Origin of the sequence: Sphingopyxis sp., from assembly GCF_035944815.1 — a bacterium.
Taxonomy (GTDB): Bacteria; Pseudomonadota; Alphaproteobacteria; order Sphingomonadales; family Sphingomonadaceae; genus Sphingopyxis.
The window spans coordinates 1-12,278 of record NZ_DASZAU010000011.1; the positions used below are offsets into that span (position 1 = coordinate 1).

Below are 12,278 nucleotides of genomic sequence, written 5' to 3' on the forward strand. Positions count from 1 at the left end.
AACCGACAGCGTGACCGAAATGATCCCCGACGCCGCGTCGGGGTCGGCAACCGACAGCCCGCTCAGCGACAGCGCGCCATCCTCGCCAACGCTATATCCGCCCGGAACCCCGTTCACGATCTGGTCGTTCACCGGCGTCACTATGACCGTACGCGTCGCGGCAGCCGATGTCAGCGCGCCGTCGGTTACGGTCGCCGTGACCGTCCGGTTGACCGAACCAGGATTGTCGCCGGAGTTTTCGAACTGCACCTGACGCAGCGCAGCCTCATATTGGGCCTTGGTCGCCGAACCGGTGAAGGTTACGCCGGTATCGGTGCGTGTCCAGCTGATCGTCCCGATCGTGCCCGATGCCGCCGACGATCCGTTGACCAGCAGCCGGTCGCCGGGCTGCGCTCCGCCGAGCGTCACGGTCGCGCCGCTCAGGTTGGCGTTGTCGATGTCGGTCAAGCTGGTCGAGCCGTCGAACAGCGCCGCCGGAGCGGAATTTTCGGTATAGGATATGGTCTGGGTCGCCGGGCCGATCACCGGCGCATCGTTGACCGCGGTCACGTTGAAGCTGATCGTGTTCGGCGACTGGTCGGTATCCTGCCCGCCGTTCGCGGTGCCGCCATTGTCGCGGACCTGGAAGGTGAAGCTGCCGAGCCCGTTGCCGTTCGCATTCGCCGCGCCCTGCCAGGTCAGTTGCCCGGCGGCGATCTGCGCGGCGGTGACGAAAGTCCCCGCTGTTACGGCAACGCCGTTCAGCAGCATCGTGCCGTTCGCCGGGACGCTTGTGATGACGACGCCGGCGAAGGCATTGCCTTCCACCGCGTCGCTGAAACCGAAATTTGCCGCGGTAAAGGCGAACGGCGTGTCCTCGGTCGCCGTCAGCACCGCGTCGGTTCCCGCCGGCGCATCGTTCACCGCGTTGACCGTCACCACGATATTGGCCGTTTCGGTCACCCCGCCCGAGGTGACGGTGTAGCTGAAGGTCGAGGTGCCGCTGAAATTCGCGGCGGGCGTGAAGACCAGCTGGTTCGACGCGTTCAGCGTGACGGTGCCATTGGGAACGGCGACCGATCCGCCGGATACGATCGCCAGACCGGCAACCGCCGTAATTTGCGCTCCGGCATTTTCAAAACTGTCGTTCGCCAGCGGCGAAATGAGCAGCGTCGTGTCTTCGTTGACGCTGACCGCATCGGCGGCGATGTCGGCGACGGCGGAAATGGCGATCGTGCGGGTGTCGGTGTCGGTCAAAGCGCCGCCCGACCCGCTGTTCCCGCCATCGTTCGTCGTCATCGTCAGCGTGACATTGCCGTTATAGTCGGCGACCTGCGTGAAGGTGGGCCGCGCGGCGCCCGCCAGATAGGCGTTGATGTTGGCGACGGTGCCGGTGAGCACGATGCTGTTCGTGCCTGATCCGGTGACCCCTACCCCGCCCGCGCCGGTCGCGTTCAGCGTTCCGCTGCCCGCCGGGATCGACAGGGTCACCGTCACGCTGCCGCCGTTCGCATCGGCATCGGCGATCGACAGGCCGGTCAGCGCGAAGGCGCCACCATCCTCGGTCGTCGCGAAGCTCGCCGGCAAGGTGTTGACCGGCGCGTCGTTGACCGGGCTGACGCTGATCGTCGTGACCGCGGTGTTCGAATTGGCGATACCGTCGTTCACCGTGACGTTGATGACGCGCGACGTCGTGCCCGGATTGTCCGAAGTCGATTCGAAAAAGATCGATTCGATCGTGTCGGCATAGACCGCCTTCGTCGCCGAACCGCTCAGCTGGATCGTGATCGTGCTGCCCGTGTCGACGACCGTATAGCTGAGGCCGTTGATCGTGCCCGTCGACCCGTTGGCGAGGATGGTCCCCGCGACCCCGCCGATGCGGAAACGATCGCCTGCCTGTTCGTTGGTGAGCACGATCGTCGCCGACTGCATGTTCGCATTGTCGCCGTCGGTGATCGACGAATCGGTGTCGGCGATCGCAACCGGGGTGCCGTTTTCGGTATAGCTTGCGGTCCAGTCGCGCCCGGTCGTCGTGTCGGCGAGCGGGCTGACGCGCACATTGTCGATCGCGAAGTCGGCGCCGCCGCCATTGCTGTTGAAGCGATACGTCAGCGCGGCGGTGTTGGCGATGCCGTTCGGCAGGTTGATCGTGACGTCGGTGAAGCCCGCGGTCGAGCTTACCTGATTGCCCGCAATGGTGGTCGTCGGACCCGACGCGCCATTGAAATAGGCGATCGTGCCGGTCAACCCGCCCGTGGTACCACCCGTCGTGATCCGCGCATAGGTGACGCCGCCGATCATGATATCGAGCGTCGCCCCCGGGCCAAGGCCGGTGGCGAGGTTGCTGCTGTTGTTCCAGGCGACCGAGGTAATGAGCTGTGTCGTGTTGGTGGGCGAAGCACCCGGCCCGGCAAAGCCGGTGACCGTCTGCGACATGTCGCTGTTGCCCGCCGCATCGACCTGCCAGCGGACGGCCTCGGCGCCGTAAACGGCGTTGGCGTTCGTGCGCGTCCACCCCCCGCCCGCGGCAAAGGGGTCGGTCGCAAAATTCGGGTTGGTGACGGCATTGGTCGGCGTCGGTGTCGAATTGAGGTCGAGCACCGGGATATCGTTGACGAGGATCGTGACCGTCGCGGTGTCGCTGCCGCCGCTGGCGTCGGAAACCGTATAGGTGAAGGTCTGCGTCCCGTAGGAATCCACATTCGGGACAAAGGTGAAGGCGCCGGTGGCGGCGTTGGTGATCGTCAGCGTGCCGTTCGACAGCGTGATCGGCGTCCCGACGGTGAAGGTGGCGCCATTGACCCGCGTGACCGTGATCGCGTCGCCACTGGGATCCGCATCGGCTCCGCTGCCGTTGTTCGCGAAAAGATTGCCCGTCAGCGTCGACCCGCGATTGATCGTCAGGCTGTCGTCCTGCGCCACAGGTGAACGATCGATCGTCGTGCTGATCTCGAACCCGTCGCCCGCCGTTCCCGACACGGTGAAGGTCAGCGAGGTGAAGGTCCCATTCACGCGCACGCTGCCCGCTGCGGTACCGGCGCTGTTGGTCAGGCTTGATTCGGTACCGGTGGTCGCCACGCCGGTCTGGCGCGAAATGGTCGTCGACCCGACCGTCAAGTGGCTGGGGCCGGCAAGCTTGGTCAGCGTCGCGCCCGCCGTCGTAACCGTCAGCGTCGACGTATTGCTGAGCCCCGTGCCCGCTACGCCGCCGAGGCGGTCGATATTGATGATCGGGTTGGTCACCGCCTCGCTGAAGGTGATCGTGATCGTCCCGGTGATCCCGGCGGCGGCGGCATTGTTGAACGTCGTCGCGACGTCCGCCGTCGTCTGCGCATTGTTAGAAAAGGCCGCAATATTGTTGAGGAAGTCGTTGGTAAGCGCCGAAAAGGCGTTCGTACCGGTGAAGGTGATCGTCACCGTAACGCCGTCGATAACGTTGCTCGCGCTGTTGCCGACGATCGTCCACGCGCCCGGCGGGTTCGTCAGTTGCAGCAGTTCCGCATAATGGTCGGAAATCAGGACCTGCGCCTCGACGGCGCCGCTCCGCGATTCCAGATCCCAATCTCCGCCCAGCGCGGCGGCGCCCGTCGCGTCGCTCGACGCCGCGACATCGGCGCCCGTCCTCGCCGCGATCGCGTCGATAAAGCCCTGCCCGGCGGCGTCGCCGCTGACGTCGCAGCCATAGATCAGGATGTCGCCGTCGGCGCTCAGCTTGGCGCCGATGGCGGCCAACGTCCCCGCCAGTTCGCCCTGTACTGAACCGATATCGATGCTGGTCGTGCCCAGCATGAAGCGGTTCGCGCTGCCGTGACTTACGATATGGATCGATTCGAGACCCGACCGCCCGGCGAGCGCCGTCATCATCTGGTCGATGCCGTCGCGGCTCGCATCGATCAGGACGATCTCGCCCTTGCCCGACCATTCGTCGACCAGTTCGGCATAGTTTTCGACGGCTGTATCGATGAAGATGATGCTCGTTGGCGCGGCGACGCCCTCGGCATGAACGGCATCGGCTTCATCCGCGCGGGACAGTACATCCGGCGCAGCGTGGTCGCCGGTATCGACCAATGCCCTCCCGCTTCCGTCGACCGCAGCCCTGTCGGGCACGCCCCCCGAAGCCCGCGAGGAATCGCGCAGCCCGCTCCCCGCATCGAGGCGCCCTTCGTTCGTGAGGTTCGACATCCCCTCGAAACCGGCATGCCGCTGCGGCGCGTCGTTCATATTGTCGGGAAGGACGGTGGCCGCCGCTGTCGCGACCGCGGCACCATCGAACATCATCCGCGGCTCGAGCGCGATGAGATGGCTTTGCGACTTCACGCCCCGGTGAAATTTAGTCTTACGACCCCCCACTTGATCGCTCGAACTTGCCATAGATTTTCCTCTGTTTGTGAGGAACCTATCTTCAGCCTATAGCCAAGTCACTAATTTTCCCTAACGTTTCGTCTCAAATAACCTCAGCCCGTCGCAAGTCGATTTCTGTATCATTTCCACACAGAAACAACGATTCCACTTATACAAAATCACAAATCATCGACGAACCGAGCATCATCAACCTGAATGCCATCCATCGATACCGCGCGAGGGCCGCAAATTCTCCTTCACGATCTTTTGGTATACAGTTTACGACACGGCGCCAGCGGCCCGGCATCCCCATGAATGCGGCAAGGCCAGCCCTCCTGCCGACCGCCATTAGGGGTGGTCGTCCCCTTCACCCCCTTCACCCAGCACATAGTCGGCCACGCTGTAGCAATGGCTCGCCTGATAGGCGTTCCGGCCCCGATTCATGTGCGTCAGGTTGAACCTTCGGATCGATCGCAAGGCGCGCGGTGCGTCAAGGACGCTGCGGATTGCGGCGGCGCCGAAAACCTTGATCCCGAAAATGTCCGCACCGCGCGGAAAGAAGCAGCCGATTGCTGCCGGCTCGGGAACACATCGACCGAGCGCCGTGCGATCGACGCGCGCCGGGTCGACCGAGCCGTCGGTCGTGAAATCGGACAGGTGGAGGATGAAGCGCGCACGCAGATCCAGCCCGTCGGCGTAGAGCGTAAACAGCTCCATCCAGCTCGCATTGACGCGAACCAGCGGCTTGTCCGACGTCGACGGAAGGCAGGAAACGGACCAGTAATAGCGCTCGGTAAGTCGCGGCACGGGAATACACGCCCGTCCATAAATGGCGAGGATTTCGAAAAGCGCCGGTGCTTGCGGACGTCCGAGCAGCTTTTGGAAGCGCGCCGCATATCTGAACCGCTGTTCGAAGGATTCGGCACGCTCATCGATATCGACGGGGTCATATATGCCCTCCAGCCAGTCGCGCTGCTGCGCCGGATCGAGAAACTGACGCAGCCCTTTGGCGTCCTGTCGATGTCCCTTGCCCATCGCGCGATATTGCAGGCGCCGGGGGCGATCGACAACCACCATCGGCGCACCCGGGACCTAGGGCCAGGCCCCATTATCCGTCGATGATATGCGGGACGAAACGCGAAAGATTGCGCGTGATGCGACCATGGTCCTCACGAATGCCGAGACCGGCCGCCCGGTCGCCGACGACCCAGCTCCCGAGCACCGCATGTTGCCCGTCACTCGTGAACAGCGGCGCATAGGCCTGGATGATGCGGCGTTCGGTGCCATATACGCCCGGCGCCTCCTCGGCCACCTTGCCCCCTTCGAGGATCGCGACATTCTCGCCCTCGCGCGAGAATATGGGTTTCGATACGGCGTCCACGAGATCGGCCGCGCGGGGATCGTCGGCGAAATAGGCGGGCAGCAGATTGGGATGCCCGGGAAACTTCTCCCAGAGCAGCGGCAGCATGCCCTTGTTCGACAGGATCGATTTCCACGCAGGTTCGACGAACACGCCCGGCTTCAGATAGGGCGCAAAGGGTTCGCGCAGCATGTCTTCCCAAGGATAGAGCTTGAAGCAGCGATCGATCGTCCGCTCGCCCGGGTCGGTAAACCGGCCCTCGGCATCGACCCCGATGGCTCGAATATCGACCATCTCGACCCGGTGCCCCGCCTGCACCGCACAATCCATGAGATAGGCCGTCGTGCCGCGGTCTTCCTCATTCTCGGTCCAACAGGCGAAGTGGAAGATGCGGTCGGGGGGGAAGCAGGCGAACGCTTCGACCAGGCTTTCCTGCAGCAGGTTAAACTGGTCGGCGGCGCCCGGAAGTGCGCCCGCTTCAACCTGGTCGAGCAGCCAGTTATGCTGGAAATAGGCCGCCTCGAAGATCGATGTGGGCGTATCGGCATTATATTCGAGCATCCGGGCCGGGCCGGTGCCGTCATAAGCCAGGTCGAAACGGCCGTAGAGATGCCGGTCGCCATTGTGCCAGCTTTGCCGGACAAGTTCGATATGCGCGTCGGGTATCGCCAGCCTGCGGAGCGCCGCCTCATCGTCGACGACATCTGCGACCAGCGCCATGCACAGTTCGTGCAACGCCTCCGTAGGCGCTTCGATCTGCTCCTCGATCTCTTCCATCGAAAAGGCGTAGGCGGCATTGTCGACCCAATAGGGTTCGCCGTACATTTCGTGGAAGCCGAAACCGACCGACCGCGCCTTTTCGCGCCAGTCGGCCCGCTCGCGAAGCGAAAATCGGCGCATCAGTCCGGAATCATCCGCCCCAGCCGCCGCCTCCGCGCGACATGCTCATGCCGCCGAAACCGCGCGACGACACGGTGCGCGTGTTGACGTTCACCGGCGTCGACACGGCCTTGCCGCTGCGGCTGTCGACCGTCACCGTCCCGCCCGAGCGGTTGCGATAGACGGGCGTACCGCGATAGCCGCCGCCATATCCGCCATAATAGCCGATATCGACGTCGCCCGTGTCATAATAGCGCTGCTGGAGCGCCTGCGACACGACGAAGCCCGCGAGTGCAGGCACGAATATGTTCGACGACCAAGGACCCGAACCGGTATTGGCCGCTGCATTTTGCCCGGCGAGCGGCGTGCACTGCCCGCTCCCCCAATCGTCCTCGCAGCCCGTGCGCGAAGCGAATTGCGGCGCCGAGCGCTGATGCTCAAGAAAGGCGGCATTGTAGCTCGCCTGACACAGGGCATCGGGGAAACCCGCGCTGGTGCAGGCACTCACCGTCGTGAATTCGGCCGTGTTGAACTGCGGCGGCTCCGACGAACAGGCGCCAAGCGAGATGCTCGTGGCGGCGATCCCGCCGAGGACGAGCCGCTGCTTGGTCCTGGCGGCGAAGCGGCGCGGCGATCGGTTCCGGTCCATATGCCTTCCTCCCGATCGCTCAATAGGTCATGCAGGCAGCGTTGAGCAGGCCGACGACAAGCGCCAGGCCACCCGCCCAGAGCCCTGCGCCGAGCTCGCCCTGCGAAATTCGCGTGGCCAGATTGCGCTGCGTCATTGCGGCGGCGCCGAAAGCCAGAAGCTGGATGACCGCGCCGATCACCGCCCAGATCACGAAATCGACGAGCGACACCGAATTGGCGGCGGCCGATGCGAGCGGCAGGCTGAAACCGATCAGAGCGCCGAGGAAAGCGGTCGCGGCAGCGCCGTTCCCGTCCTTGATCAGGCTGAATTCGCGCTGCGGCGTCACGAGCGAATAGAGAATCGAAAAAGCCACCAGCAGCGCGACCCCGCTGCCGAAATAGGCCAGAAAAGCCGGCAATCCTGCTGCATATCCGTACATCTATTCGCCCCCTGCCAAATATCAGACGCGTTGCACGTCGGCTACGCCGAGACCGTAGCCGATCAGAAATTCAATGGAAGCCCCTTCGCGACTTGCCGCATGGCCCAGATCGGATTCGATATTGAGCAGCAGCATTTCCTCGCCGGCACCGACCATCCGCGAATAAAGCATGCAGCGCTGGTGAATCTCGCGCCGCCGTTCGCCGTCGTCGATCGTTTCGACGAACTCGACGAGATCGGTGTGATCGCTTCCCTCCCCCCAATAGCGCGTGAACAGGATACCGTCGGCATCATAGGTCGGGGCGCCGATGAGGCCGCCTGCCCCGGTCCAGCGCGACCATTCGCCGGTGCCGCCCGGCACGACGCTGTCCCATGGCGCATAAAGGCTGACGTCGGCGATCGATTCGGGACCGCTTCCGGGCGGAGCGATGACCTGCAGCATCCGGTGTTCGTCGTCATAATAACGCGTCAGCTCGCTGGCGCCATCCAAGCGGGCGGTACCGATCGCCGATACGATGAAAGCCCCGCCCTTCGGCGGTCCCATTGCAGGCTCGCCGGCCGCAAGACCTGCCTCGACACCCAGGGTGTCGATCTCGAAGGCACCCCCGATGGCGCAACGAAGAGGGCCCCGTTCGACCGGGAGGTCCGGCTTCCGGTTGCGCCCGCCGAACAACGATCGGATCATGCTGCGGCCGCCTTCGCGCAAAGCGCCGGCCAAGCTATCTCATTGGCCGAAAAGCGATGATCGGCGATATAATAGAGCGTGTCGCCGACACCGAGCGCCCGGTCGGCGGGGCAGTTCAGGTCGACATGGCCGTCCGCGTTCCCGACGCCGATCAGGGTCAGGCCGTGCTGGCGCTTCAGCCCGCAGAGCGCATCGAAATAGGCGATCTCCCCGCAGCCGGCGGGCAGTCGCATCGAAAAGGCGGTATCGACCGTCCCCTCGGCAAACATCAGTTCGGCCAGCCGCGATGCGCCAGGGTCGCGCGCCGCACGCGCCAGCAGCCCTGCTGCAAGCGAGGTGATGACCTCGATATCGGGGAACTGCCGCCGTACGAGCTGCGCCGCGCTATCGTCCTGGAAATGCGCGACCAGGTGCGCGTTCGGTGCGGCGGCGGCGGCGGCCAGCGTCGCGGCCAGCGTTTCATCGTCGTCGACGCCGCGAATGACCACGGTCGCCGCGCCGCCCGCACCGGCGCGCGCATAGCTGTCGAGATCGGACACGCTCTGGCTGATCACGAAGTCGACCAGCTCTGGCAGCGGGTTTTCCGCCGGCGCCGTCGCGAGCAGAACCGTGCGCTCGCCGCGATGATCCTGTGCCAGACCCTCGATCAGGCGTTTGGTGCGCGCGCCCTGCCAGCCCACCACGAGTGTGTGCCCCAGCCGTTCGGAAAAATCGCCAAGTCCCTGCAAGCGCCGCCTCCAATAGCCAGTCATAGTGGTGATCGCCTTTCCGAGAAAGGCCGTAAACAGCGCGATCGAACCTGGCAGGATCACAAAGGCCCCGAGCAGGCGTCCGGCGCGCGTTCCGGGCGACAGGTCGCCATATCCGACCGTCGTCGCCGTGGTCATATAATAATAAGCGAAATTTGCCGGATCGGCGGTCAGGTCGGCCTCCCCTGCCCACGAAAGGCCGAGGTAGGAGACCAGCGCATGAAAGACGAAACAGGCGGCAAAGACGCTCCATGAAAGGGTTGCGATCCCCACATAGAGGCGCTGCCAGATACTGCGGATGATCAGCATGTTCCCCTTGCCTGTTCACGCCGACCAAGTAGAACGTCCCGGCCATCGAAGTATATCGCGACCCGGCGTTGCGGCAAGAGGCAGGAGCAGACACTATGACCACCGAATGGCCGGTTCCTTCCGGCGGCTGGGACCTGGCAAGCCTGACGGCGCTTTTCGCATCCGACCCCGAAGCACTCGGCGATGTCGATGTCGATGTTGCCGCGGGAAGCGATGTCCTCCAGATCGCGCTCAAGGAACGCGGCGGGCTCGTCGTGCTGATGGTCGCCGCGGGCGACCAGATCCTGTGCAGCGCGCTGTTGATCGAAGCCGATGCGGTCCCCAACCGGCCCGGCTTCGAACGGACTTTGTTGTCGGTTCACAAGCTGATCCCGCTGTCGAATTTCGGCATCACGACGATCGACGGCGCCGAATGGTACGAACTGTTCGGCGCGCTGTCGGCGCGATCGAGCGCAGCCGAACTGGTCGAGGAAGTCGCGGTTCTCGCGGCGAATGCCGCCGACGCCGCGGAATGGATTCTGGAATGGAACGCCGCGGGCGGCGACGCGTCCAAGGTGGGAGAGATCGCATGAGCGTCTGGGGCAAGCTGTTCACCGCGTTTCGCGGCGGCGTCAACGAAACCGCCGAAAAGGTCGCCGACGGGCAGGCCATGCGCATATTGGACCAGGAATTGCGCGATGCCGACGGTGCGCTGCGCCAGGCGCGCAGCGACCTTGCCGGCCTGATGGCGACGGCGAAGCGCATCGAAAAGCGCGTCGAGGAGGCGCGCGCCAAGGAACAGCGCGACATCCAGAACGCGCGCGCGGCGATGGAGGCCGGACGCGAGGATCTGGCGCGCGGCCTTGCCGAACGCGTCGCAACGAGCCGCGCCGAGCTCGCACGCGACGAGGCTGACCTCGAGCAGATGCGCCAGCAGCAGCAGGTGATGATGCGCACAGTCAAGGATACCGAGGCGCGGATCGGGACGATGAAGCGCGAGGTCGAAAGCGTGAAGGCGACCGACTCGCTGCAACGCGCGCAAAAGGCGATCGCCTCCTCGCATGCCGGCGTCAATTCGCGCCTCGGCAGCGCGATGGGATCGCTGGAGCGTATCCGCGACCGGCAAGCGCATATGGCGGCGCGGCTTGAGGCCGGCGACGAACTTGCAGCACTGGAATCGGGCGCCGACCTCGATCGCCAGCTTCTCGAAGCGGGCATCGGCGGCAAGACGAGCAGCGCCGACGATATCCTGCTCGAGATCAGCGGCCCGTCCAGAGAGATCAAGGCGCTGCCGAGTCAGTAAGGGCCGCTTGGCTTTGGGAGTGGTGGCCGGCCGGCTGGTCGTTGCGTTCGGCTGTCGCTTCTGCGCGGCCCGACCGAAACAGGATGCGGCTCAGCGTCGCGAGGACTAGCGCCCCGACGCCCCCATAGATCATGACAAGCCCGAAACCGGAGACGAGCCCGTGCTGCACGGCGCTCTCCGGCAGCTTGTCGATCGCCACATGCCCGGCGGCGACCGCTTCGGCCGCGGCGCGCAGCTCCGCGAGCCCAACGCCCGCAGGGGCGACGCCTTGCAGCGCGGCGACCGTCCCCTCGACCAGCAATATGCCCATGAGCGCAATATTCACGGCCAGCGTAATCAGCCGCGCGCTCATGTCGATGCCCGACGCCATACCGGCCCGGCTCGGCGGGACCGATGCGGTCGTGGTGTTGGTCACCGGCGTATTGGTGATGCCGATCCCGATGCCCGCGAGCAGCAGGCCGGGCAACATCGTCATCCAGCCCGGCTCTGCCGCGGCGCTCCCGACTTTCATTGCGGTAAAACCGAGGCCGATCGTGGCAAGGCCGGACGGGATGACGACGCCCGGCCCGTATCGCAGCGACAAACGCTCGCCGACGGGAGGAAAGACGAGTGCCGGCAATGTGTAGGCGAGCAGGCACAGGCCGGTGGTGAGCGTGTCGTAACCGAGACCGATCTGAAGGTAGATCGGCAAGTAGATCATGAAGGGCCAATAGCTGATGTTCATGGCCATGCAGCCGAGGATGGCGGCCGAAAAGCTGCGGTTCCGAAAGACGGAAAAATCGAACATCGGATGCGCCTGTCGCCGTTCGACAAACAGGAAAGCCGCGAAACAAGCCGCCGTCGCGGCGGCGATAGCGGTCACGGCAGGCGGACCAAGGGCGGCGCCCTGTGTGATCGCATAGACCAGACCGAATACCGCCAGCGAAAGGGTCACTATTCCCGCCAGATCGAGACGACTGGCGTCGGGGTCGCGCGATTCGACGATCGTGCCGACGGCAAGCGCGAGGGTCAGGAGCGCGAGAGGAAGATGGACGAGAAATATCCATTCCCAGCCCGCCAGCGCGATAATCGTGCTCCCGACGATCGGGCCGAAGCCGAGACCGATTCCCGAGACGACGCCCCAGGTCGCAAACGCGCGGCCGCGATCGCGGGCATCCTGAAACTGGTGCGAGAGAATGGCGATCGAGCAGATCAGCATCGCCCCGCCGGCAAGCCCCTGCAGCATCCGGGCTGCGATCAGCAACGCCATGCTGTCGGCAAGACCACAAAGCGCCGAGGTGGCGCCAAAGGCGGTGACGCTGATCAGGAAGATGCGCTTGCGGCCGAAGCGGTCCGCCAGCGTCCCGGTCGCCATCAGCACGGTCGTGCAGGCAAGCGTATAAGCGTTCATGACCCATTGCAGTTCGCGGAAGTCGCCATCGAGGACGCTCTCCAGGCTCGGCAGGATCACCGGCACGCTTGTAATTTCGAGGCCGAACATCAGCGCGCCGAGGCACACCGCGAAGAGAGCCAGCGTGTTTTTACTGGCGGGGTTGGGAGACATGGGTCGCACCTTTCGATTGTCCGGGTCCACCTGCCCGGCTGATGCTCAATCTGGGGAGCGCCGTGCGATGACGGAAATGATT

10 protein-coding genes are annotated in these 12,278 nt (G+C 64.6%); 2 read left to right on the forward strand and 8 right to left on the reverse strand.

Features of this window, described 5'->3' with window-relative positions; all coding sequences use genetic code 11:
• From VGU00_RS16405 to VGU00_RS16435, 7 genes are all read right to left on the reverse strand, one after another.
• On the reverse strand, positions 1–4,296 hold a 4,296-nt coding region (locus tag VGU00_RS16405; RefSeq protein ID WP_327470426.1), incomplete at its 3' end, for a DUF4347 domain-containing protein.
• A gap of 372 nt (positions 4,297–4,668) precedes the next feature.
• Positions 4,669–5,397 (reverse strand): hypothetical protein, encoded by a 729-nt coding sequence (locus tag VGU00_RS16410; RefSeq protein ID WP_327470428.1) that lies wholly within the window; start codon positions 5,395–5,397, stop codon positions 4,669–4,671.
• A 31-nt stretch (positions 5,398–5,428) separates the two neighbouring features.
• The gene (locus tag VGU00_RS16415; protein ID WP_327470430.1) at positions 5,429–6,580 is read right to left on the reverse strand and encodes a glutathionylspermidine synthase family protein; all 1,152 of its coding nucleotides are present in this window, start codon (positions 6,578–6,580) and stop codon (positions 5,429–5,431) included.
• Positions 6,581–6,590: 10 nt separating this feature from the next.
• Complete coding sequence (locus VGU00_RS16420; protein WP_327470432.1) at positions 6,591–7,208, reverse strand: DUF1190 domain-containing protein; 618 nt, start codon at positions 7,206–7,208, stop codon at positions 6,591–6,593.
• A 19-nt stretch (positions 7,209–7,227) separates the two neighbouring features.
• A complete protein-coding gene (locus tag VGU00_RS16425; protein ID WP_327470434.1) occupies positions 7,228–7,629 on the reverse strand; it encodes a DUF350 domain-containing protein in 402 nt (133 codons plus the stop codon).
• 21 nt (positions 7,630–7,650) lie between these two features.
• Complete coding sequence (locus tag VGU00_RS16430; RefSeq protein ID WP_327470436.1) at positions 7,651–8,313, reverse strand: DUF2491 family protein; 663 nt, start codon at positions 8,311–8,313, stop codon at positions 7,651–7,653.
• A complete protein-coding gene (locus tag VGU00_RS16435; protein WP_327470438.1) occupies positions 8,310–9,371 on the reverse strand; it encodes a potassium channel family protein in 1,062 nt (353 codons plus the stop codon). The genes VGU00_RS16430 and VGU00_RS16435 overlap by 4 nt, the downstream gene beginning before the upstream one ends.
• 95 nt (positions 9,372–9,466) lie before the next feature.
• Between VGU00_RS16435 and VGU00_RS16440 the strand changes: the two genes are divergently transcribed.
• Both VGU00_RS16440 and VGU00_RS16445 read left to right on the forward strand, forming a co-directional pair.
• Positions 9,467–9,943 (forward strand): DUF2170 family protein, encoded by a 477-nt coding sequence (locus VGU00_RS16440; protein ID WP_327470440.1) that lies wholly within the window; start codon positions 9,467–9,469, stop codon positions 9,941–9,943.
• Entirely contained in the window at positions 9,940–10,653 is a 714-nt protein-coding gene (locus VGU00_RS16445) for a PspA/IM30 family protein (protein WP_327470442.1), read from the forward strand. The genes VGU00_RS16440 and VGU00_RS16445 overlap by 4 nt, the downstream gene beginning before the upstream one ends.
• On the opposite strand, the gene VGU00_RS16450 is transcribed toward VGU00_RS16445, so the two are convergent.
• Positions 10,631–12,196, reverse strand: coding sequence for an MFS transporter (locus VGU00_RS16450; protein WP_327470444.1), 1,566 nt, complete (start codon positions 12,194–12,196; stop codon positions 10,631–10,633). The genes VGU00_RS16445 and VGU00_RS16450 overlap by 23 nt on opposite strands.
• Positions 12,197–12,278: the final 82 nt, after the last annotated feature.

Excerpts from the sequence above, each read along its gene's own strand:
- VGU00_RS16410 (WP_327470428.1), bottom strand. The coding sequence starts at position 5,397 with ATGGTGGTTGTCGATCGCCCCCGGCGCCTGCAATATCGCGCGATGGGC.
- VGU00_RS16415 (WP_327470430.1), bottom strand. The coding sequence starts at position 6,580 with ATGCGCCGATTTTCGCTTCGCGAGCGGGCCGACTGGCGCGAAAAGGCG.
- VGU00_RS16420 (WP_327470432.1), bottom strand. The coding sequence starts at position 7,208 with ATGGACCGGAACCGATCGCCGCGCCGCTTCGCCGCCAGGACCAAGCAG.
- VGU00_RS16425 (WP_327470434.1), bottom strand. The coding sequence starts at position 7,629 with ATGTACGGATATGCAGCAGGATTGCCGGCTTTTCTGGCCTATTTCGGC.
- VGU00_RS16430 (WP_327470436.1), bottom strand. The coding sequence starts at position 8,313 with ATGATCCGATCGTTGTTCGGCGGGCGCAACCGGAAGCCGGACCTCCCG.
- VGU00_RS16435 (WP_327470438.1), bottom strand. The coding sequence starts at position 9,371 with ATGCTGATCATCCGCAGTATCTGGCAGCGCCTCTATGTGGGGATCGCA.
- VGU00_RS16440 (WP_327470440.1), top strand. The coding sequence starts at position 9,467 with ATGACCACCGAATGGCCGGTTCCTTCCGGCGGCTGGGACCTGGCAAGC.
- VGU00_RS16445 (WP_327470442.1), top strand. The coding sequence starts at position 9,940 with ATGAGCGTCTGGGGCAAGCTGTTCACCGCGTTTCGCGGCGGCGTCAAC.
- VGU00_RS16450 (WP_327470444.1), bottom strand. The coding sequence starts at position 12,196 with ATGTCTCCCAACCCCGCCAGTAAAAACACGCTGGCTCTCTTCGCGGTG.